This window comes from Bradyrhizobium sp. LA6.1 (genome assembly GCF_040547805.1).
GTDB classification, from domain to species: Bacteria; Pseudomonadota; Alphaproteobacteria; order Rhizobiales; family Xanthobacteraceae; genus Bradyrhizobium; species Bradyrhizobium barranii.
Window position 1 is genome coordinate 484,919 of sequence record NZ_JBEPQK010000004.1, and the last position, 20,965, is coordinate 505,883.

The following is a 20,965-nucleotide window of genomic DNA, read 5'->3' on the forward strand; positions in this document are numbered from 1 at the left end:
TGCGGTTGGTTGAGCCACGCCCCGAAATCCGAATGTGGCTCATGCCATGGCTCCGATCCCGGCTATTGTTGGGGATTGGCGTTGGGAGTACGTTCCCGGACGGGACAGGTGAACACCTTTCCCTCCTTTTCAATCGACTGGCCGGCTAGTTCCGGAGTCCGGCAGATGCACGTATCCTCGCGGGTATCCACGAATGGCAATGCCGGTCTCAAAGCGTCATGGGACGACGGCGAGCGCGTCTTTTGTCGCGAATGGCGCCGGGGCGCCGATGGCGATGTCAACAGTGTCCTGACCGTAAGGGCGGCTGCGGAACATCCGCCGGCCGCGGTCCTCGACCGGCTCGCCCATGAATACGCCTTGCGCGACGAGCTCGATGGGACCTGGGCCGTACGGCCGCTGGAGCTGATTCGCGACGGTGGTCGAACCTTGCTGATATTGGAAGATCCCGGCAGCGAGCCGCTCGAGCAGTTGCTCGGCGCGCCGATGAAGCTGGACCATTTCTTGCGATTGGCTCTCGGCATCACCACCGCCGTCGACCAGCTGCATCGGCAAGGCCTGGTCCACAAGGATTTGAAGCCGGCCAATCTTCTGGTGACCGGGGCAGACGAGGTCAGGATCACCGGATTTGGCCTCGCCTCTCGCCTGCCGCGCGAGCGACAGCAGCTCGAACCACCGGAGACCATGGCGGGCACGCTGGCCTACATGGCGCCCGAGCAGACCGGCCGCATGAACCGGTCCGTCGATTCCCGCAGCGATCTGTACGCACTCGGCGTGACGTTCTACCGGATGCTGACGGGCGCACTGCCGTTCACCGCGTCCAGTCCGATGGAGTGGGTGCACAGCCACATCGCGAGACGTGCCGTTCCGCCCGCCGAACGAGTCAGTGGCGTGCCTTACGCCGTGTCGGCGATCATCATGAAGCTCCTCGCCAAGACGGCCGAGGACCGCTACCAGACCGCCGCCGGTCTCAAGAGCGACCTCGAACGGTCGCTCGCCGAGTGGGAAGCGCAGGGACGGATCGATGATTTCGTCCTCGCACAAACCGATATACCGGACCGCCTGCTGATTCCCGAACGGCTCTACGGCAGGGAGCACGAGATCGAGGCGTTGCTCACCTCGTTCGATCGCGTCACCCGGAGCGGCACGCCCGAGTTGATCCTGGTTTCCGGCCCCTCCGGTATCGGCAAGTCCGCTTTCGTCGACGAAATGCAGAAGGCCTTGGTCCCGTTGGGAGGCTTCTTCGCCTCCGGCAAGTTCGATCAGCACAAGCGCGATATGCCTTACGCGACGCTCGCGCATGCGCTTCAAGGCCTTATCCGAGGCCTCCTCGCCAAGAGCGATGCCGATCTGGCACCCTGGCGTAGCGCACTGCACGAAGCGCTGGGCCAGCTCGGTCAGCTGATGGTGGATCTCGTACCGGAGCTGCGGCTGGTGATCGGGGATCAACCACCTGTCCCGGAGGCCCCCCCGCAAGACGCACAGCGACGCTTCCAACTCGTCGTTCGACGCTTCATTGGCATCTTCGCCAAGCCTCACCATCCGCTCGTGCTTTTCTTCGACGACCTGCAGTGGCTCGACGTGGCCACACTGGATCTGATCGCGTTTCTACTGAACAGATCCGACCTGCAAAATCTGCTTCTCATCGCCGCCTATCGACGCAAGGATGTCGACGTCAAACATCCGCTGGCACAACGGCTCGTCGAAATTCGCGCCTCCCGTAAACGGGTGCGGGAAATCGACCTGGCACCCCTCACCCGCGCTGCCGTCGAGGAATTCACCGCGGATGCACTTCACTGCGAGCCGACATACGCCATGCCCCTGGCGCAGCTGATATACGAGAAGACGAACGGGAATCCGTTCTTTCTCACGCAGTTTCTGCGGGCACTGGCCGAAGAAAACCTACTGACCTTCGATCATGACAAGCGACAGTGGCGCTGGGATCTCGAACGCATCAAGGAAAAAAGCTACGCCGAAAACGTCGCGCGTCTCATGGTCGGCAAGCTGAGCGGTTTGCGCGACGAGACACGTCGGGCCCTGCTGGAGCTGGCCTGCCTGGGCAACAGCGCCGAGATCGCAACGCTCTGCCTCGTGCACGGAGCATCGGAGCAGACGCTGCACGCGGATCTGCGAGACGCGACGCGTCTCGAACTGGTCCGACGCCTCAAGAGCTCTTACGCGTTCGTCCACGATCGTGTGCAAGAGGCCGCTTATGCGCTTCAACCGGACCAGGACAGGCGAACGACCCTGCACCTTCGGATCGGTCTGGTCCTGGCAGCGCAGCTGACGCCCGACGAAACCAACGAGCGCGTCTATATCGTTGCCAACCAGCTGAACCGCGGCATCGCCGCTCTGACGAACGGCGCTGAACGCGAACAGGTCATTGCCGTCAATCTCGCCGCGGGCCGGCGCGCGCGAAATGCAACGGCCTACCACGCGGCAGCAACCTACCTTGAAATCGCCCGCGAACTGCTCGGGGAGGAAGGGCATCCGCGGTGCAGCCGGGACGCCTTCGCGATCGGCCTGCTCCACGCCGAATGCAAATTCCTGCTCGGCGAGCTGAACACGGCGGAAGCGGAATTGACGGTCCTGTCGCAGAGCTGTTCGGACATTCAGGCGAGCGCCGAGGTCGCCAGACTCCAGGCGCAGCTATACACCACCGCGGGACAGCTCGAGCGCGCGGTCGACGTTTGCCTCGCATTTTTGCGCAGAACCGGGATTGACTGGTCTCCTCATCCCAGCCGCAGCGAGGTGGACGAGGATCGGCGACGCCTGCGGAGCTTGACCGAAAAGCTGTCCGACGAGCAGCTTCATGCGCTACCGCCGATGACCGATCCGGATCATCGTGCGACCATGGGCGTCCTGGCCGACCTCCTCACTCCTGCGTTTCTCACCGATCGCAACCTCTCCGACACCATGCTCTTGGAGGCCACTCGACTGACGCTCCAGCACGGGACCAGCCCTGAAGCGTGCTACCCGCTGACCGCCATATTCGGCGTGCTCGCGAGCAATTCAGCCGATGCCGAACTTGGATTCCGGCTATCGCAATTTGGCGCAGCCCTTGCTGACAGGCAGCCGCAGACAGGGCTGAGCGGTCGGGCGCTTTTGGTATTCGGCCTTCACGTGATCCCATGGATTCTCCCGATCCGATCGGGACGGCCGTTCATTCGGCGCGCTCTAGCAATCTGCTTGACGACTGGAGATCTGGCATTCGCGGCGTATTCGCATCGCGGACTGATATCGGTGGATCTCTTCTGCGGCGATTCGCTCATGGACGTCTGCTCGAACGCCGAGCAGTCCCTGGCATTCGCCGAGGGTCTGGGCGTCCGATTGGCTGCGCTGGGCCTCATCAGCCAACGGGATCTGGCGCTGAGCCTTATGGGGCGCGACGGGCGGAACGACTTCGAGAGCCCCGGGGCGCTCCAGCCCTTGGACGTGAGCGAACCGCTAGGCGCCTTCTTCTACTACGCGACGCAAATTCAGATCGAAGTCATTGCCGGACGTGACGATGTCGCGATTGCCCTCGCCGCACGCGCAGAAGCGCTCTCATGGTGCGTCCGCTCCTATTCGGATTTCACCGAGTACCGGTTCTACACGGCACTCGCTCATGCCGGGGCTTATCACGCATCACGCCCCGAGGATCGCGAGCGGCGCCTCAACGACCTCCGCGAACACCACCGCAAGCTGACAGTCTGGTCCAACCGCTGCCCTGCAAACTTCGCCGCCCGGCAGAAGCTCGTCACGGCGGAGCTTGCGCGCATCGAAGGCCGCGAACTCGAGGCGGAACAGCTGTACGAGGAATCGATCCGATTGGCGCAAGAATCCGGCTTCGCGCAGATCGAGGCGATCGCTGCGGAACGCGCGGCAGGGTTCTACGAGGCGCGCGGCATTCGAACGGTCGTCCTGTCCTACCTGACAAAAGCGCGCGATTGCTACGCGCGCTGGGGCGCCGAGGCGAAGGTGAGCCAGCTCGAGAAACTCCATCCGAATCTGCGGGAGCGGGGATCCGCGCTCAGCGCCGGAGGGACGATCGGAGCACCTGTCGAGCAGCTGGACCTTGCGACGGTCCTCAAGGTGTCGGAGGCTGTTTCAGGCGAGATCGTGCTGGAGAAGCTCACGGAGACCCTGCTTCGTTCAGCCATCGAGCACGCGGGTGCGGAACGCGGCGTGCTGATTTTGCCGAGGGGTTCCGAACTGAGAATTCGGGCGGACGCGGTGACAGGCGGCGGTTCGATCGTTCTCGATCTCGCCGATTCACCGATCTCCGCCGCCGAAGTGCCGATGTCGATCGTGCTTTACACGGCTCGCACCCAGGAAAGCGTCGTGCTCGACGATGCCTCGACGAGCAGCGCGTTCGGCGGCGACGAATACATCCAGAAGAAGCACGTCCGATCAGCCTTGTGCGTGCCGCTCGTCAAGCAAGGCAGGGCGGTGGCATTTCTGTATCTGGAGAACAATCTCGCCTCGCGCGTCTTCACGCCCGCCCGGATCGCGATCCTCAAATTTCTCGCATCCGAGGCTGCGACCTCGCTCGACAATGCCCGCCTGTACCGGGAGCTTCAGGAGCGGGAGTCGAGGATCCGCCGGCTGGTCGAGGCCAACATCATCGGGATCTTCATCTTCGATCACACCCCCGACATCCTCGATGCCAACGACGCGTTCCTGAAGACCATGGGATATGATCGCGAGGATCTCGCCGCAGGCCGGTTGCGCTGGGCAGATCTGACACCGCCCGAATGGCAGGAGCGCACCGACCGCGCGCGGGCCGAATTGAAGGCGACGCGGGTTGTCCACCCGTTCGAAAAGGCGTTCTTCCGCAAGGACGGCAGCCGGGTGCCGGTGCTGACCGGCGGAGCCTTGTTCGACGACGAGCAGGAGCAAGGCGTTGCCTTCGTGCTGGATCTCAGCGAGCGCAAGCGCGCCGAAACCGAGGCACGCGAGAACGAGCAGCGTTACCGCGAGGCCCAGATGGAGCTGGCCCACGCCAACCGCGTGGCGGTGATGGGACAGCTGACGGCGTCGATCGCCCACGAGGTCAATCAGCCGAACACCGCCGTCATCGCCAGCGCGCAAGCGGCCTTGAGCTGGCTCGATCGCCAGCCACCGGCACTGGAGCAGACGCGCAGGGCGCTGACACGCGCCATCGAAAACGGCATCCGCTCCAGCGAGGTCATCGAGCGAATCCGGGATCTCGTCAAGAAATCACCGCCAAAACGGGATTCCCTGGCGATCAACAACGTCATCGGCCAAGTCATCGAACTCACGCAGGCTGAGGCGGCCCGGAACGATGTCGCGATCCAAACGGTGTTCGCCGATCGTCTGCCCAAGGTCATCGGCGATCGCGTCGAGCTGCAGCAGGTCACGCTCAACCTGATCCTGAACGCCATCGAGGCGATGAGCGAGACAACGGAGGGCAAGCGTGAGCTGTTGATCCAGACCGCAAGAGCAGATGCCGAAAGCATACGCGTATCGATCACGGATTCGGGACCAGGCTTGTCTGCGGAGGGCCTCGCGCGGCTGTTCGAACCCTTCTACACGACCAAGTCGGGCGGCCTCGGTGTCGGACTGTCGATATGCCGCTCGATCATCGTGGCGCATGGCGGCAGACTGTGGGCGACTGCAAACGAACCGCGCGGAGCCGTCTTCCAGTTCACTGTTCCGATGGATGACGGCTTTACGGTTGGTTGAATCATCTCGGCTGGCGTCATCACACCGCAAAATTGGTGCGATGACCTGTAACCAAGGCCGGGCCGCGGACGAAATATAGCCATCGGATCGCGCCGGCGAAGCCAAGCACGGGCCGGAACAGGTTCGCCACCGACCGACGGTGCGCTGCAAGGAGAGATCAGTTGGGACTGTCCTGGCAACAAGGCCCGCTTTCAACGGGAGCAATCGGCCGCTTTCTCGTCCCCGAGCCGCTGCCCAAGCGACTCCTGTACGTCGAACCGTTACGCCGCCGCATCCGCGTGCGCTTTGGGGGAAGCTGGATCGCCGATAGCGAGCGGGTGCTCCTCCTTTTCGAACCGGGCCGTTATCCTGTGGCCTATTTCCCGGAGGCCGATGTTTCCCCTCATGTGCTGGAACGCACCGAGCACATCACTCAACACGCCGATCTTGGGCCGACGTCCTGGTACAGCGTCCGGGTCGACGAGCAACACATCGCGGCGCGAGGAGCGTGGCGGCACACCAACCTGCCCGCCCATGCAGGCGATTTGCAGGGTCTGATCGCGTTTGCCTGGCGGGCCATGGATGCCTTCTACGAGGAAGACGAACGCATCGTGGGCCATGCCGCCGATCCCTATCACCGCATCGACATCCGCCAGACCTCTCGTAACCTCGTGGTCAACCACCAGGGCCGGGTCATCGCCGATACAAAGCGGCCGCTGGTCCTTTACGAGTCCGGCTTTGCACCGCGTTGGTATGTTCCACGTGCCGACATCGATGAGGCTGCCCTCACTCCGGTCAAGCTCCAGACCTTCTGCCCGTACAAGGGCCTCTGCAGCTATTACTCCATCGGAGACGCGCGCCAGGCGGCATGGTCGTATCCCGACGCCTATCCCGAAGTCCGCCGCATCTCCAATTTTGTATCGTTCGAGCCGGACATCGTGACGGTCCATCTCGATGGCACGCAGATACGTCTCGAACCCGGCCAATTGGTGGTTCCACACGGCCCCGATCGTAATCTTGACATCGCCGAGGTGGTCGCCGAGCCAACGCCCGGTGGCCGACCCACTGAAGCTGCAACCAGTTCTCTCCATCGACGCTCGTGAGACGAACGAGCATATCTTCGAGATCGCGCAGCATTTAGCCTTTCGCGTCCACGACTATTGTGGCCCTCAACGGAGCCGCTCATCCCGAGCCTCCACTACGGGAGCGCCACAATGTCCCATCGTTCGAACCAGACACGCTCGATCCGTTCGGCTTTTGCGGGCCTTCTCCTGATCGGCTTGCTGTCGCCCGCACATGCCTCCGACCGGAACAGCTCTCTCGACGCCCTCCCCGATCTGCCGTCGCGGGCCGCCGCGCGTTTCGCCTCGGCCGAGCCGACGTCGCGCCTGCCCTGGCTCGCTCCGGTCGGCCACCGTCAGCCGAGCCGGGCCGATGCGCCTCGATCGGATTCTCTGTCGGCCTGGGAGCGTGAGCAGCAGCAGCGCGATCAGATGCTGGATCGCAAGCTCATCATCTGCCGCGGATGCTGAGCTAGCCCGGCCACCTCACGCTCGCCTGCCTAGGCATTCTCGCCAGCCGACGCCGTGTCTGCGCTCTTCGCCAGCTCCAGCTCGTCAATCGTCGCAGGCGTCTGCGCAAACTTTCGCCATTGCGCGGGGGTGATGCCCATGTGGCTCTTGAACGCCCGCTGGAACGCCGCCTCGGACAGATATCCGACCGCCTCGGCCACCGCTCCGGTCGAGAGCGAGGATTTCCTCAGTTCGTTCGTTGCCAGCGTCATGCGGATGTCGGTCAGCAGTTCGCTGGGCGAACGTCCGACCTTCTCCTGGAATTGACGAGCGAGTGTCGCACGCGACATGTTGGCGAGCTGCGCGAGCTCGGGCAGCGTCCATGCGCGCGCGGGCGCATTGAACATGGCCGCAACGACCGGCGCGAGGCGTGGGTGACCTGCGAGCGCAAGCAGCCCGCGCGGCGCGTCCCCGGTCTCGCTGGCGAGGCGCAGCACGAGCGCGAACATCGCCGTCGACAACGCGTTCAGCATCGCGCGGCCACCCAGCTGATCGTCTGCGGTCTCTCCGCGCATCAAGGCAACGAGACCTCCGAGCTGCCCCGCCGTGTCCCGCTCTCCGGCCTGCGCGCCGGCCCTCACGATCAGCACCGGCGGCAGATAGTTGCGCAGCAGCCGGTCGTGCGGCGGGGCGATCGAAAAATGTCCGCACAGCAGATCGAGCCGCGCGTCCGAGCCGGGATTCTCGCTGATCGTGAAGTTGAGTGACGCGCGGTTGCGGGCCTTCAGCGGCGCAGCTCCGCTGCCGTCGTGCATGACGTGCCGGGGGTTGCGCGGCAGCAGCAGAATGTCGCCGGCCTCCAGTAGCAACGGCCGGCCTCCCGCCGGATCGTCCAGCATCGCCGAGCCAGCGAGCACCGCGTGGTACGGGATCTCGTTGACCTCGCCCGGCCCCTGCTCGATCCGCCAGGGCGCGCCGTAGGAGCAGCGCAGGTCCAGACGGCCGCGCACCGGCATCATCTCGAACAGCCGGCTCAGCCAATCCATCGTATTCCTCTCTCGGCACGCCACTTGAGACGATCGAGCATATATACAAGCCGATCAAGCATTCAACATCTCAGATCGCGACCCTACTGTGACTCCGCAATCGTTCACCACCCCAACACGGAGTGCCATCATGTCCCGTCTTTCCGTCCCGAACCTCGAAACTGACGCCGGCCCCTCCGGCCAGGTCTATGCCCAGATCAAGAAGGCCATCGGCAGCGTGCCGAACACCTTTGCGGCCATCGCCGCCCATGGCCCCGCTGCGCTCAAGGCCGTGCTCGCTGCCGACACTGTGCTCGCCTCCGGCGGACTGACCAAGTCCGACAAGGAGATCATCAAGCTCGTCATCAGCGAAGCCGCCGGCTGTGACTATTGTGTCGCCGCCCACAGCCATCTCGCAAGGCTCGTCGGCCTTGCGCCGGAGGCCCTGAAGCAGATCCGCGAAGGCCGGCCCACCGGTGATGCCCAGCGCGATGCGCTGGTCGCTTTCGTCGACAAGCTTGCGCGCACCAGCGGCACCGTCAGCCACAAGGATTTCGTCGCGATCAAGGCCGCCGGCTACAGCGACGCGCAGCTCGTCGACATCAGCCTCGCCTTTGCCACCACCGTGTTCACCAACGTCTTCAACCGCATCAACGATACCGAGATCGACTTCCCGGCGGTCGCCTAACGCGACGGCCGCCACGTCGCTCATCTCACATCAGGGATCACGACCATGACCATGCTTGCCAACACCCACACCGCCCAAAATCCTCTCGTCCGCGCCCTGCAGGGATCCGGCCTGCTCGCGGAAGATCTCGACTACCATGTCGTCCGCGCCTCGATGGTGATCATGTTCTTCTTCTTCGGTTACCAGAAGTGGTTTCCGTACGAATTCGAACGGCTGGTCCCGTTCATCAGCAACGGCCCATTGATCTGGTGGCTCTATCCCGTGTTCGGCCATGCCGGCGCCAGCTATTTCCTCGGCGTCTCCGAATGGACCTTCGGCGGGCTGCTGCTCGCGGGCTTCTGGAGCCACCGGCTTGGTGTGCTCGGCGCGCTCGGCTCGACCGGCACCTTCATCGCGACCGTCACCATCATTCCCTTCATGCCGGAGGGTTGGGACCTCGCCGCGGGAGGCTTCCCCGCGATGACGGGCAACGTGCCCTTCCTGATGAAGGACGTCGTGCTGCTCGCAGTCTCCTTCTATCTGCTAAGGCAGGATCTGGTTCGCCTGACGCGGTGACGGGTGGCACTCTGCCCAGCGACGTGTCGTCGGCGAGCTTTCCCGCTCGCCGGCGATGGCACGTCGCGACGATCACGGCAGTGTGCCCGCGAGCAGCCGTTTTCGCAGAGCATCAATGAACGCTCTTACCCGGACGGGCATTTGCGCGCGAGTCAGGAAAACCGCCCATATCGCGAGCTCAACCGGCGCGGCATCCGCCAGGACGATACGCTTCAACTCTCCGCGTTCAATCTGCTCGTACACATCCCAATAGGTCATCATGGCGACCCCCACGCCCGCAAGACAAGCCGCTCGAACAGCGTCGACTGTGCTGGCCGACAGCGGGCCGGCGATCCGGATCTGCTCCAATTCGCCTCCACGTACGAACGGCCAGGTCTCCATCGCATGAAGCCTGATGCAGGGGTGACTCACCAGATCGCCCAGCGTTGCCGGTTCGCCGAAGCGAGCGATATAGGCTGGCGATGCGCAGAGTATGTAAGGATTGTCGGCGAGCCTTGTCGCGATCATGTCGGAAGGCTTCATCGGCGCAACGCGGATCGCAACGTCGAGACCCATCGAAGCGATGTCGACGCGATCGTCGCTCAGGACAAGATTGACCCGAAGCGCCGGGTTGTCCGCGATCAGCTTGGCCACGACGGGTACGATGACGGCATGGCCGATGACGTTCGGCGCTGTGACCTTGAGCACACCTGAGAGCCCCGAGCCGGCGGACGACACGGACTCGAATGCTGAATCGCGGGCGGCTATCAGGGCGGCGGCGTGAGGCAAAAAGGCCTCGCCCTCAGGGGTGAGCGACAGTGAGCGCGTGGTCCGATGAAACAGGCGCGCGCCGAGCTCAGCTTCAAGCGCTGCGAGCCTTCGACTGACCAACATTGGCGTGGTGCCCATCTCTCGCGCCGCAGCGGACAGGCTGCCGGCGGTCACGATGCTGCGAAACAGGGCTACATCCGCGAAATCCATTTTATAACGATAATCGATAAAGTGCTTAGCTTCCAGCCGGACTTCTGTCGGGTCACGGCAAGCTCTAAATCGCTCTCCAGCAAGGGAGGCCACTCCCGAAGGTAAAGACTCTGGAGATTTAATAATGATGGACAGCGAAGCGAAGGCGCTTTTCACGCCAATCGATATAAACGGCCGTGCCGCGAAGAACCGTCTTGCTGTTGCGCCAATGACGCGCATCACGGCGACCCAGGACGGCCGGGCCACCGAAACCATGACGCGATACTACGAGCGGTTCGCGCGAGGCGGGTTTGGAACGGTCATCACCGAAGGCATCTACACAGACCAGGCGTTCTCGCAGGGCTACGTCCATCAACCCGGCATGACCGACGAAGTGCAGGCCATGGCCTGGAAGCCGGTCGTCAACGGCATCAAGTCGCACGGAGCGGTGGCCATCGCCCAGATGATGCATGCCGGAGCGATCAGTCAAGGCAATCGCTTTCGCGACAGCACGGTGGGGCCGTCTGCCATTCAGCCCAAGGGCGAGCAGATGACATTCTATCACGGAAAGGACCGCTACGTGCTGCCGGCAGCCATCACGGAAGAGCAGATCGCCGACGCCATCGCCGGCTTCGCGGGCTCGGCTGCGCGAGCGATCCAGGTCGCCGGGTTCGACGCCATCGAGATTCACGGCGCCAACGGCTACTTGCTCGACCAGTTCCTGACCGACTACGCCAACAGCAGAACCGATCGCTGGGGCGGCGCCACGGAGAACCGCGTGCGGCTAATCGTGGAAACCTTCAAGGCGGTGCGCGCGAAGGTCGGGAGCGCGGTGCCGGTCGGCGTCCGCATCTCGCAAGGCAAGGTGAACGACTATCATCACAAATGGGCGGGTGCGGAGCGTGACGCCGAAATCATCTTCGGCAGCCTCGGCGATGCCGGCGCCGACTTCGTCCATGTGACCGAGTTTGAGGCGTGGAAGCCCGCTTTCGCCAAGGACGGCCCGTCATTGATGCGCCTCGCCAAGCGCTACGCCCCCAAAGCGACGATTTTCGCCAATGGCAGCCTGCATAACATCGAGCAGGCGGTGGCTGCGCTCGACGATGGCGCCGATGTCGTCACGATAGGCCGTGGGGCCTTGGCGAACCCCGACCTGCCCAAGCGTCTGTTGGACCGCAGCTCTCTGGATGAATTTGACCCTGCGATCCTCGGCCCCATCGCCGACATCAAGGACACGGAACTGATGATGTGAGCGCGTCCCGCGACGTCGATGCCGAGGGCCGATGCACTGAAGATCGTGCACGCATCGAAAGGAACGATCATGACGGACGCGATCTCCGATGCCTCGGTGGCGTTGTCGCTCATGCTGGAAGCATTGCGCATGCTCGATGGGCCCGAGCATTCGAAGGCTGCGGCCCACCTTCGAGCGGCCATCGAGGAGCTATCGCCTCACACCGCGCAACAGTTGCTTCCACCTCTCGGTAAGGCTCCGAGCAGGTCCTAAGTCGTCGTCGGGGGTGTGACCGCAACGATCTCATCATCGTTTCGGCACCGCTCATCTCACCGCACGACCCGTGAAGACGGCAAGGCCGTGATGGTCGAGACCACCGGTGATTTTATAAAAAGACTTCTGATATAGTTCTAATTAATTTTAAAATTCGTTCTGGATGACGACTCGCTATCGAAGATATGACTTGCAACAAATATCTGAAATTACACAGTTATATTATTTTCTTCGATCACGACAAAGCGAACCAATCCCACGCGTTCTTTGATGTGTTTTTATAAAAACGCATTTTATATAGAGACGCACAATAGTCGGATGCAACCGAAAGGATCAATGGCATGGCCAAGTTCGCCTTCTTCGTCGAGTTGAAAGCCAATCGGGGCAAGGAAGCGGAAGTCGAAGCTTTCCTGAAGCAGGGCGCCGCGATGGCGAAGGCAGAGGCCGGAATAGCGGCGTGGTACGGGCTCAAGGAAGAGGAGCCGGGACGCTACGGAATCATCGACACGTTCAATGACGAAGTTGGACGAGACGCGCATTTGAACGGCGAACTTGCAAAGGTGCTGTTCGCGAAGGCAGGCGAGCTGTTTTCCGAAGCTCCCAAGGTGCACCGGCTTCACGTCATCGCCCAGAAATAGAGCGTCTTACCGAGGCTCTTCGTTGCAAGGCAGATGATGAGCTTGGGCGGCGCGACTTAACGAGCACTTCAGCGAAGCGACCTCCTCCCTAATTCTCCCGAAAAGGACTCACGATGAACCAGGAATCGCCCAAGCCCACTGTCGTTCTTGTGCACGGGGCTTTCGAAGACGCGTCGATCTGGAATGGAGTGATTGAGAGGCTCCAGCGCGACGGCTACCCGGTCGTCGCCTTCGGCAATCCGCTGCTGGGCCCGGCAATCGACACCGCGTACCTGCGCAGCCTGTTGGACAAGATCCAGGGGCCCGTGATCCTGGCGGCCCACTCCTATGGCGGGGCCGTCATCACGCAGGCCGGGGACGACCCCAAGGTCAAGGGCCTTGTCTACGCGGCCTCCATCATGCCCGCGGTCGGGGAGGCCGCAACCCATTTGCTCGAACGGTTTCCCGGCAGCACATTCCCCACATCCGTCGAGCCGACCACGTACACCCTGCCCGACGGGACCAGCGGCACGTATCTCCTCTACCAGCCCGACAAGTTCCACAGCAACGTTGCCGCCGACGTGCCCGCGAGCGTGGCCGCCCTGATGCTCGCCGGCCAACGCCCCATGAACCTGGCGGCCCTGACCGAACCGCTGACATCCGCGGCTTGGACGAGCAAGCCGAGCTGGCAAGTCAGGCCCCTGCAGGATCGCGCCATTCCGGTCGACGAATACAAGTTCGAAGCCGATCGCGCCCACGCCACCGTCATCGAGGTGAACGCTTCGCACGCCGTCCCCGTCTCCAACCCTGAAGTCGTGGCCGACGCAATCGAACAGGCCGCCCGCGCAGCAGCGGAGTAACGGCGTCCGCAAAGCGTGGTCGCTTGGCATCATTCAAACAGGGAGGACCCATCCGATGACGCAGGACGGTGAGCAAGAAGCAACGCCGCCCTGGGATGCGGCTCGGGTGAAGCTCACATCGAACGAACTGGCCCCCGGCGTTTTCGCGGTCATGCCTGACGACGTGTTCGAGAAAGACCACGTCGCCACCACGGCCGGCTTCGTGATCGGCGAACGCAGCGTACTCGTCGTCGAGTCAATGCTGAATGGCGATCTCGCCTCGCAGCTTATCGGGCTCGTACGCCAAGTGACGTCGAAGCCGATCCGCTTCCTCGTCAACACCAGCTATCATGGCGACCACGCCTACGGGAATTACCTGTTTCCCGACAGCACTGTCGTTATTCAGCATCCGGCGACCAAGCGCTACATGGAAGGAAGCTTCGAGGACGATCGCCGTTTCATGATCAGCCTCATGGGTAAGGGGAAGGGCATTGAACGCGTGCAGGCACGCGCCGCTGACATCACCGTCCCCGACATGATCAGCGTCGATCTTGGCAGCCGCATCGTCGAGGTCCGTCACTTTGGGTTCGCGCAGACGCCAGGCGATTTGGTCATATGGGCGCCAGACGCGAAGGTGCTTTGGGTCGGCAACATGATCCAAGCACCGTCTCCGGCGCTTCCGTGGCTCCTCGAAGGGCGGCACAAGGAGACGATGACGACCCTTGCGCGCGTGCGCGACTTCCTGCCGGAAGACGCGACCATCATTCCCGGCCACGGGCGGCCGATGCGTCCCGCGGACATCGAATTCCCGCTTCGCTATCTTCGCGAGCTCGACAGCGCCGTGCGCACGGCGATCGCAGAAGGTCGATCGATCGAGGCCACGCTCGAGGCGGTCGCCATGGCGCACTACGGTGAGTACAGCCTGTTCGATTGGGCGCACAACTCCGTCAACGTGCCCGCCGCCTTCCGCCACCTGCAAGAGCCGGACGGCGGATTGGCCTAGGGGAACACGCATCGGAGTCGACCGCGAGCCTGGAATATCTCGTCGCGTTCGCAACCCTATCGATGTAGCTGATATTACGTCGATTTCTCCCTTGCGTCGCCGGGAGAACGTCGGTGCCGCCGAAGTGTGAACGCAGCAGCGATCGAAGCGCTTGCTGTGCGCGTCACCTCATTGTCGGCTCGCAAGGCAACCCCTTTCGCTGATAGACACAGGGTCGGAGGCAGCTTTCGCCATGGAGCAGTTCGACTCGCTCCGAATCTTCCGGACCGCAGGTCAGAAAGCGACTGCGGATTGGTCGGCGCAAGGAAGTCTGCCCCCGTTGTGGTCTTCGCCCTTTGGGCGATCAATTTGCGGGAGCGACCCTTGGCGAAAGGGTTACAGGAAGGGGAAATCAAGCAGGAGCTGCAAAATGGCGGGCACCTGCGCAATGTCCTCATCATCACCAAGACGATCGAGGGTATGGCCGAACACCTGGCCTATGTTCGGCCGAGTTGGCGACGCGAATTCCTGCCGCTCCGAACCTGGGGCGACAAGGAAGATCGTACCTACAAGGATCTGGATCGGCTGCTCGTGCTTCTCCGCGACGACTTCGGCTATCGGGGCTTCATTGGGCTCTACATGGATGGTGATCCCGATCTCGTGCGCTATCGCGCGCTTTCGGAAAGCGAAGAGGCGGACGACAAGCCGTAAAGCTCGGATCCGACGGTGCCGCTGGCTCACTGCGTGGCTCGCGGTGACATCAGGACGCTCACCCGCAGAATAAAAATGGCTCGCTTGATGCGAGCCATTTTCTCATCGGGACCGGTGAAGTCCGAACGTGGCTGCGGGATACACTACCGCGACCATGTTGGGACGACGCCGTTCAGCGATTTCGGGCCGCCAGGGCACGTCACGCGTCAGCGAAGACCGCCGGTGACGTGAAGTGTCTCGCCCGTGACGTAGGACGCTTCGTCCGAAGCGAAGAAGGCCACCGCGGCAGCGATCTCCTCAACCTTGCCGATGCGGCCAAGCGGGGTGGTGGATTCGATCCAGTTGCGCATATCGCCCTCGTGCAGGCCGGCAGACACGACGCCTTCGGTGGCGATCATGCCTGGATTGACGGCGTTGACGCGGATCTTGCGCGGCGCGAGCTCCTTCGACAGCACGGAGGAGATCGCATCCACCGATGCCTTCGTCGCGGTGTAGACGGCGGTGTTCGCCGGCGCGATGGTCGACACGCCCGAGCTGATGTTGATGATGCTGCCCCCATTGGGATTGAAGTGCTGCACCGCTTCCCCCGAGATCAAGAGAAGCCCGAGCACATTGAGGTCGAAATGCTTGTGGAAATGCTCAGGCGTGATGGCCTCGAGCGGCGCGAACTCGTAGATGCCCGCGTTGTTGACGAGGATATCGATCGCACCGAACGCCTTCACGGTCTCCGCGACGACGCTTTTCACGTTTTTGGCATCGGCCAGGTTGCCGTGCACGGCGACGGCTTTGCCACCCTTGGCGATGATGGCTGCGACCACGCGGTCGGCGGCCTCTTTGCTGGCGCTGTAATTGACGGCAACCGCCGCACCCTCAGCCGCAAGCCGGGCTGAGATTTCGGCGCCAATGCCTTTGGATGCGCCGGTTACGAGCGCAACTTTGCCTTCGAGTCTCTTGGTCATCGCATGTTTTCCGTTGTTCGGCGGGATGCCGATATTCAATAGTTCAATACTAGTGAACTATTGAATGAGTTCAAGGGACGTGCTATATTTTGGGCATGGTGCAGTTCGTTCACCCATCGCGGGACGAGATTACACTCGCCGGGGTGCTTGGAGCTCTCGCGGATCCAATGCGGCTGCGCATCGTCAAAAGCCTGGCCGCGCAAAACGATTGCATGTCGTGCACCGAGGCGGCGCCTTGCCCTGACATGGCGAAGTCGACTCTGTCGAACCATTTTCGGATCCTGCGGGAGGCCGGCCTGATCCGGACGTCAAAGCAAGGCGTCCAGCACCGCAACGTTTTGCGCGAAGAGGACATCAACGCGCGGTTTCCGAAACTGCTCAAAATGATCCTGAGCTTTCCGGACTGAGGGCATTCGCGCACGACAGATTTGTGGAGCGCGCAAGGGATCGGCTGATGTTGCCACCGGGCGTATCCCAAAACAAAAATGGCCCGAGCTTCCGTCCCGGCGCGGCGTGTTGCCCGGCGTTCGCGCCATGATCAATTTTCTGGCTACAGCGCCGAAGGCCCAGGTCTAGCGCGCCGTCTCTAAGCCGACCTGCTAGGGCTGCAAGACATGTTGCTCCGCGCGCGTGACGGAGCCTCCAAGCAGGCAACCCACGGGCCGGCTGTCAGCGAAGCCGAGCCGCACCCGAATCTCGGACAACGACCCCATCGCCCGGCCCTGCATGATGGTGATCCGCGCGCTGTTGCGCTCGACCAGGCCGTTCTTGAGCAGTCCGAACGCGAGCGCCGCGGCGGCAATGCCGGTGGCAGCATCTTCCGGGTAGCCTGATGACTTCGGAAACTGTCGCGCCTCGAAGCGCCGTTCGCCCTGATGTTCGATGGCGTAGGGGTAAAGTCCGGTGGACCCGATCCGCCCGCAGCACGCCTCGATCTGCGCCGGGTCCGGCACCAGCTCATTGAGCTCGCGGACGCCCTTGATCGGGATGAGCGTCTTCACGCGCGACGTGACGGCGTTCTGCACCGGCATATCCAGCAGATCGCGGCGCGACAGCTTGAGCGTCGACAGAACGTCCTCCTCTTCGGCACGCGAGAGATCGACGACCTTGCCGACAGGCTGGCTGATCTCGACGGACGGTTCACCGGAGCCCACACGATCGACATAGCCCGTCACCGATCCGCTGCGTGTCTCGATGCGGACCTGTTCGCCCGGCAAGCGCCCCTTGGTCGCGAGGACCCAGAGCGCGCCGATCGTCGCGTGACCGCACATCTCCATCTCGTGTCGCGGAACCCAGAACCGGAAGGCATAGTCGGCGTCGCCGCTGGGAGCCGGCAGGACGAAGCCCGACTCATGCCCGAAGCGCCGGGCCACCGACTGCATCCCCTCAGCAGTCAGGTTCGATGCATCGATGACAATTGGACAGGGGTTGCCGCCGCGCCCCGTGTGGGTGAACACGTTGACAAGGTCGATCTCGGTCATTGGACAGCTCACTTCATGGAGTGCGCGACGGTGTCAACGATCGCGTTGGCAACAGTTTGATGGACCATGGTCAGATTCGGATGGCTCTCGAATGCCTCGCTGGGCGGAAGCGACAACCTCTGCATGTCGAATCCAAACCTGGGAAGTCGTAACGCTATTCAAGTTTTAGTGACATGTCCGGCTAGATCATTTCTTACAAGCGTCGAAATATTTGCACCGCGCCGATGTTTCTTATGCTGATGACAGCAACACCAGGATCCCCGATGCCCCCGGCTGCGCTGGTCTCCCTGGCGACGTCGGTGCCTCCCCACGTGTTTTTGCAAGAGGACGTACTGACGGCGGCATGGGATGTCTTCGGCGCCCGCTTTCCCGAATTCGAACGGTTCTCAAGCATTTTCGCGAATGCCGGCATAGTCAAGCGTCACGGCGTCAAGCCGTTCGACTGGTATCTCGAACGACGAGGCTGGCCCGAACGCACCGAGGCCTTTCTCGAGGGAGCTGAAGCGCTATTTGTCGATGTCGCCGAGAAGGCGCTGGCGAGCGCGCAACTTGCTGGCGGCGATGTCGACACTGTCGTGACCGTCTCTTCCACGGGAATCGCGACACCAAGTCTCGAGGCGCGCGTTGCTCGCCGGATGGGCTTCCGGTCCGACACGATGCGTGTACCGGTGTTTGGTCTCGGCTGTGCGGGCGGGGTTTCGGGTCTATCGATTGCGTCGCGCCTCGCCCAAGCGCGCCCTGGCACCAACGTGCTGCTGGTCACGATCGAGCTCTGCTCACTCGCACTTCGCCTGGACGAACTTACCAAAGTCAACATCGTCGCCGTCAGCCTGTTTGGCGACGGCGCTGCTGCAATCGTGTTGCGCGCGGGCGATGGCGGTGCGACGCAGATCGAGGCTGCCGGCGAACACCTTTGGCCGGATACGCTCGGCATCATGGGATGGAGTGTCGATCCGGAAGGATTCGGCGTCATCTTTCGCCGCACCATACCTGACTTCGTCACGAGGCATCTCAACTCCGCCGTGACCGAAATTCTCTCCAGAATGCGTCTTTCGGTGGAAGACATTGACCGGTTCATCTGCCATCCCGGCGGCGCGAAGGTTATCTGTGCATTGGAAGGCGCGCTCGCGCTCGACCAAGGAACGCTTTCCCATGAACGGCAGATTATCGCCGACTTTGGTAACATGTCGTCACCCACTGTATTGTTCGTGCTTGAGCAGGCTCGCGCGAAAGGGCTGCCGGCGCGCTCACTGTTGACGGCGCTCGGACCCGGCTTCACCGCGAGCTGTGTCACGCTACGGCACACTTCGTGACGTTTGCTGAACTCATTCTCGGCGCCATCACGCTGCAGCGCGTCGGCGAGCTCGTCATTTCGCGTGCTAACACTCGAAAGCTCCTGGCCCGCGGCGCCGTCGAGGTGGCACCCCGGCATTATCCGTTGATCATCACGGTTCATGCCGCCTGGCTGTTGTCGCTGTGGGTGCTCGGCCGCGACCAACCGGTGAATGTCGTTGCCCTGGCCAGCTATCTTATCCTTCAGTGCCTTCGCTTCTGGGTCATCTGGACGCTCGGCTCACGATGGACGACGCGGATTATTGTTCTGCCCGAACAGCCGCTCGTGTCAGCGGGACCCTATCGATTTCTGTCGCATCCCAACTATGCCGTGGTTGCCGGCGAGATCGCCGTGCTCCCTTTGGTTCTGGATCTGCCGCTGCTGGCCATCGTCTTCACCATCCTCAACGCCGCGGTTCTCGCGATCCGCATACGGGCCGAAAACCTCGCCCTCGCCGCATCCCGTGAGACATTATGCGTGGCGCATAATGACTGAACGGGTTACCGAGCCGAGTGCAGCTACGTGGCTTGGCTTCGTCCTGATGTGCCTCGGCATGTTCATGGCGATCCTCGACATTCAGGTCGTCGCCACTTCGCTACCCACGATCCAGAGTACACTCGCCATATCGCGAGAGGCGATGAGCTGGATTCAAACCGCGTATCTGATCGCCGAGATCATCGCCATTCCACTGACCGGGTGGCTTACGCGCGTTCTAACGCTGCGATGGCTGTTTGTTATTGCGATCAGCCTCTTTACCCTTGCCTCCATCGGCTGCGCGTTCAGCAGCAGTTTTACGACGCTTGTCAGCTTCCGCGTGCTTCAGGGTTTCGCTGGCGGCGTGCTGATTCCGGCGGTTTTTTCCGCTGTCTTTCTGCTGTTTCCGATCCGTTTGCATCCCGTTGCCACCACCATGGCCGGCATTATGGCCGTGCTGGCGCCCACCTTCGGGCCGGTGGTCGGTGGCTGGATCACCGACACCTGGTCCTGGCATTGGCTGTTTCTGATCAATGTCGCTCCTGGGGTAGTCGCCGCACTCGCCACGCCAATGCTGCTGCCGCGCGAACGACCCCGGCTTTCTGATCTGGCTACACTCGACGTGCCGTCTCTCGGACTTCTTGCGGTTTCGCTTGCATGCCTGGAGATCGGTCTGAAGGAAGGCCCGCAACGCGGGTGGCTTTCTCCATTCTGTTCCATCCTGATCGTCTTGAGTGCTGCCGCGGCAACCGTCTTCGCCATCCGAACACTCAGGGCCGCGCATCCGGTGGTCGAACTGTCGACATTTAGATCGCGCTCGTTTGCGATCGGTTGCGCATTGAGCTTCTTCCTCGGAGTTGGATTGTTCGGCTCGGTCTATCTCATGCCGGTCTTCCTCGCCTATGTTCGACATCATGACGCATTTGAAATCGGCACGATCATGCTCGTCACCGGCGTTGCGCAGCTTGCCACCGCGCCGATTGCGGGCCTGCTGGAAAGCAGGTTTGATCCCCGCTGGTTGTCGGCGGCGGGGTTTGGTCTGTTCGCGATCGGGCTGGGTTGCAGCGCATTCGAGAGCCGTGTCGCCGACTTCCAAGAAATGTTCTGGCCGCAAGTCTTGCGCGGCGTTGCGATCATGTTTTGCCTGCTGCCTCCGACCCGGCTGGCGTTGGGTTCGCTGACCGCATCACGGGTACCCGACGCAAGCGGCCTGTTTAACCTGATGCGAAACCTCGGGGGCGCAATCGGCATCGCGCTGATCGATACGATCCTTTACGGGCGCACCGGCGGGCACGCCGACGCTTTGCGCGAGCGCCTGATTGCGGGCGATGTGACTGCGGCTCAGGCGATCGGGCTTGACGTCACGCTGTTTACCCACCGCCCTCCGCAGGTCTCCGATGCCACGGTTGAAGCCTATCTGCGTCCCATGGTCGAAAAGGCCGCGTTCGCGCTCAGCGCCAACGAAGCCTGGGCCCTCCTCGCTTGCGTGGCGCTGCTCGGACTGTTGCTCATTCCGTTCGCGGCCGGTCCCCTGGAAGGCACTGATGAGAATTCTGGTGATGGCGCACTCAATTGAGTGGCGAATAGAGATCGCAATTGCCGCGACGCGCCGCCCGACGGCGAAGTTCGGCGTGGTTCGCTTACCTATCTGAGGAAGGCCGCACTGACAGAGGGACTCGTCGT

At 62.5% G+C, this 20,965-nt stretch carries 19 protein-coding genes; 15 read left to right on the forward strand and 4 right to left on the reverse strand.

Translation table 11 applies throughout. The features are described from left to right. Positions 1 to 165: 165 nt before the first annotated feature. From ABIB99_RS12890 to ABIB99_RS12900, 3 genes are all read left to right on the forward strand, one after another. Positions 166 to 5,685 carry a trifunctional serine/threonine-protein kinase/ATP-binding protein/sensor histidine kinase gene (locus tag ABIB99_RS12890; RefSeq protein WP_354176039.1) on the forward strand — a complete coding sequence of 1,840 codons (5,520 nt, stop codon included), beginning with the start codon at positions 166 to 168 and terminating at the stop codon, positions 5,683 to 5,685. Between the two features lie 161 nt (positions 5,686 to 5,846). Further along, entirely contained in the window at positions 5,847 to 6,767 is a 921-nt protein-coding gene (locus ABIB99_RS12895) for a DUF427 domain-containing protein (RefSeq protein ID WP_354176040.1), read from the forward strand. Positions 6,768 to 6,878: 111 nt separating this feature from the next. Continuing rightward, a complete protein-coding gene (locus tag ABIB99_RS12900) occupies positions 6,879 to 7,196 on the forward strand; it encodes a hypothetical protein (RefSeq protein ID WP_354176042.1) in 318 nt (105 codons plus the stop codon). A gap of 29 nt (positions 7,197 to 7,225) precedes the next feature. Here ABIB99_RS12900 and ABIB99_RS12905 read toward each other — a convergent pair whose 3' ends face one another. Beyond that, positions 7,226 to 8,221, reverse strand: a complete 996-nt coding sequence (locus ABIB99_RS12905; protein WP_354176043.1) for an AraC family transcriptional regulator — start codon at positions 8,219 to 8,221, stop codon at positions 7,226 to 7,228. Positions 8,222 to 8,351: 130 nt separating this feature from the next. On the opposite strand from ABIB99_RS12905, the gene ABIB99_RS12910 reads away from it, so the two are divergent. Both ABIB99_RS12910 and ABIB99_RS12915 read left to right on the forward strand, forming a co-directional pair. Further along, positions 8,352 to 8,888 carry a carboxymuconolactone decarboxylase family protein gene (locus ABIB99_RS12910; RefSeq protein WP_354176045.1) on the forward strand — a complete coding sequence of 179 codons (537 nt, stop codon included), beginning with the start codon at positions 8,352 to 8,354 and terminating at the stop codon, positions 8,886 to 8,888. 45 nt (positions 8,889 to 8,933) lie between these two features. After that, entirely contained in the window at positions 8,934 to 9,443 is a 510-nt protein-coding gene (locus ABIB99_RS12915; protein ID WP_028148915.1) for a YkgB family protein, read from the forward strand. 72 nt (positions 9,444 to 9,515) lie between these two features. Here ABIB99_RS12915 and ABIB99_RS12920 read toward each other — a convergent pair whose 3' ends face one another. Beyond that, complete coding sequence (locus ABIB99_RS12920) at positions 9,516 to 10,622, reverse strand: LysR family transcriptional regulator (protein WP_354176047.1); 1,107 nt, start codon at positions 10,620 to 10,622, stop codon at positions 9,516 to 9,518. Here ABIB99_RS12920 and ABIB99_RS12925 point away from each other — a divergent pair. The 6 genes from ABIB99_RS12925 (at position 10,531) to ABIB99_RS12950 (ending at position 15,035) form a co-directional block, all read left to right on the forward strand. Next, positions 10,531 to 11,634: an NADH:flavin oxidoreductase gene (locus ABIB99_RS12925; protein ID WP_225005567.1), complete on the forward strand. Its 1,104-nt coding sequence runs from the start codon at positions 10,531 to 10,533 to the stop codon at positions 11,632 to 11,634. The two genes, ABIB99_RS12920 and ABIB99_RS12925, sit on opposite strands and share 92 nt — an antisense overlap. A gap of 69 nt (positions 11,635 to 11,703) precedes the next feature. Further along, complete coding sequence (locus tag ABIB99_RS12930; RefSeq protein WP_354176049.1) at positions 11,704 to 11,886, forward strand: hypothetical protein; 183 nt, start codon at positions 11,704 to 11,706, stop codon at positions 11,884 to 11,886. 341 nt (positions 11,887 to 12,227) lie between these two features. Then, positions 12,228 to 12,524, forward strand: coding sequence for a putative quinol monooxygenase (locus tag ABIB99_RS12935; RefSeq protein WP_354176050.1), 297 nt, complete (start codon positions 12,228 to 12,230; stop codon positions 12,522 to 12,524). 113 nt (positions 12,525 to 12,637) lie between these two features. Continuing rightward, positions 12,638 to 13,363: an alpha/beta fold hydrolase gene (locus ABIB99_RS12940; RefSeq protein WP_354176052.1), complete on the forward strand. Its 726-nt coding sequence runs from the start codon at positions 12,638 to 12,640 to the stop codon at positions 13,361 to 13,363. Between the two features lie 55 nt (positions 13,364 to 13,418). Beyond that, complete coding sequence (locus ABIB99_RS12945; protein ID WP_354176054.1) at positions 13,419 to 14,345, forward strand: MBL fold metallo-hydrolase; 927 nt, start codon at positions 13,419 to 13,421, stop codon at positions 14,343 to 14,345. A 321-nt stretch (positions 14,346 to 14,666) separates the two neighbouring features. Then, positions 14,667 to 15,035, forward strand: coding sequence for a hypothetical protein (locus ABIB99_RS12950; RefSeq protein WP_354176055.1), 369 nt, complete (start codon positions 14,667 to 14,669; stop codon positions 15,033 to 15,035). Between the two features lie 206 nt (positions 15,036 to 15,241). Here ABIB99_RS12950 and ABIB99_RS12955 read toward each other — a convergent pair whose 3' ends face one another. After that, a complete protein-coding gene (locus tag ABIB99_RS12955) occupies positions 15,242 to 15,994 on the reverse strand; it encodes an SDR family NAD(P)-dependent oxidoreductase (RefSeq protein WP_063986064.1) in 753 nt (250 codons plus the stop codon). 95 nt (positions 15,995 to 16,089) lie between these two features. Here ABIB99_RS12955 and ABIB99_RS12960 point away from each other — a divergent pair, with 95 nt between their 5' ends. Then, entirely contained in the window at positions 16,090 to 16,401 is a 312-nt protein-coding gene (locus ABIB99_RS12960) for an ArsR/SmtB family transcription factor (RefSeq protein ID WP_028148917.1), read from the forward strand. A gap of 192 nt (positions 16,402 to 16,593) precedes the next feature. On the opposite strand, the gene ABIB99_RS12965 is transcribed toward ABIB99_RS12960, so the two are convergent. Next, positions 16,594 to 17,475 (reverse strand): PhzF family phenazine biosynthesis protein, encoded by an 882-nt coding sequence (locus tag ABIB99_RS12965; protein WP_354176056.1) that lies wholly within the window; start codon positions 17,473 to 17,475, stop codon positions 16,594 to 16,596. Positions 17,476 to 17,738: 263 nt separating this feature from the next. Here ABIB99_RS12965 and ABIB99_RS12970 point away from each other — a divergent pair, with 263 nt between their 5' ends. From ABIB99_RS12970 to ABIB99_RS12980, 3 genes are read left to right on the forward strand one after another with little or no spacing between them, the layout of a single operon-like run. Continuing rightward, positions 17,739 to 18,788 (forward strand): type III polyketide synthase, encoded by a 1,050-nt coding sequence (locus ABIB99_RS12970; RefSeq protein WP_354176057.1) that lies wholly within the window; start codon positions 17,739 to 17,741, stop codon positions 18,786 to 18,788. Beyond that, entirely contained in the window at positions 18,785 to 19,303 is a 519-nt protein-coding gene (locus tag ABIB99_RS12975) for an isoprenylcysteine carboxyl methyltransferase family protein (RefSeq protein ID WP_354176059.1), read from the forward strand. The genes ABIB99_RS12970 and ABIB99_RS12975 overlap by 4 nt, the downstream gene beginning before the upstream one ends. Continuing rightward, a complete protein-coding gene (locus ABIB99_RS12980; protein WP_354176061.1) occupies positions 19,296 to 20,858 on the forward strand; it encodes a DHA2 family efflux MFS transporter permease subunit in 1,563 nt (520 codons plus the stop codon). The genes ABIB99_RS12975 and ABIB99_RS12980 overlap by 8 nt, the downstream gene beginning before the upstream one ends. Positions 20,859 to 20,965 lie beyond the last annotated feature (107 nt).

Bases quoted from the DNA above. Each gene is read 5' to 3' on its own strand.
- ABIB99_RS12890 (WP_354176039.1), top strand. From the start codon at position 166: ATGCACGTATCCTCGCGGGTATCCACGAATGGCAATGCCGGTCTCAAA.
- ABIB99_RS12900 (WP_354176042.1), top strand. From the start codon at position 6,879: ATGTCCCATCGTTCGAACCAGACACGCTCGATCCGTTCGGCTTTTGCG.
- ABIB99_RS12905 (WP_354176043.1), bottom strand. From the start codon at position 8,221: ATGGATTGGCTGAGCCGGCTGTTCGAGATGATGCCGGTGCGCGGCCGT.
- ABIB99_RS12910 (WP_354176045.1), top strand. From the start codon at position 8,352: ATGTCCCGTCTTTCCGTCCCGAACCTCGAAACTGACGCCGGCCCCTCC.
- ABIB99_RS12915 (WP_028148915.1), top strand. From the start codon at position 8,934: ATGACCATGCTTGCCAACACCCACACCGCCCAAAATCCTCTCGTCCGC.
- ABIB99_RS12925 (WP_225005567.1), top strand. From the start codon at position 10,531: ATGGACAGCGAAGCGAAGGCGCTTTTCACGCCAATCGATATAAACGGC.
- ABIB99_RS12920 (WP_354176047.1), bottom strand. From the start codon at position 10,622: ATGCGCGTCATTGGCGCAACAGCAAGACGGTTCTTCGCGGCACGGCCG.
- ABIB99_RS12930 (WP_354176049.1), top strand. From the start codon at position 11,704: ATGACGGACGCGATCTCCGATGCCTCGGTGGCGTTGTCGCTCATGCTG.
- ABIB99_RS12935 (WP_354176050.1), top strand. From the start codon at position 12,228: ATGGCCAAGTTCGCCTTCTTCGTCGAGTTGAAAGCCAATCGGGGCAAG.
- ABIB99_RS12940 (WP_354176052.1), top strand. From the start codon at position 12,638: ATGAACCAGGAATCGCCCAAGCCCACTGTCGTTCTTGTGCACGGGGCT.
- ABIB99_RS12945 (WP_354176054.1), top strand. From the start codon at position 13,419: ATGACGCAGGACGGTGAGCAAGAAGCAACGCCGCCCTGGGATGCGGCT.
- ABIB99_RS12955 (WP_063986064.1), bottom strand. From the start codon at position 15,994: ATGACCAAGAGACTCGAAGGCAAAGTTGCGCTCGTAACCGGCGCATCC.
- ABIB99_RS12960 (WP_028148917.1), top strand. From the start codon at position 16,090: ATGGTGCAGTTCGTTCACCCATCGCGGGACGAGATTACACTCGCCGGG.
- ABIB99_RS12965 (WP_354176056.1), bottom strand. From the start codon at position 17,475: ATGACCGAGATCGACCTTGTCAACGTGTTCACCCACACGGGGCGCGGC.
- ABIB99_RS12970 (WP_354176057.1), top strand. From the start codon at position 17,739: ATGCCCCCGGCTGCGCTGGTCTCCCTGGCGACGTCGGTGCCTCCCCAC.
- ABIB99_RS12980 (WP_354176061.1), top strand. From the start codon at position 19,296: ATGACTGAACGGGTTACCGAGCCGAGTGCAGCTACGTGGCTTGGCTTC.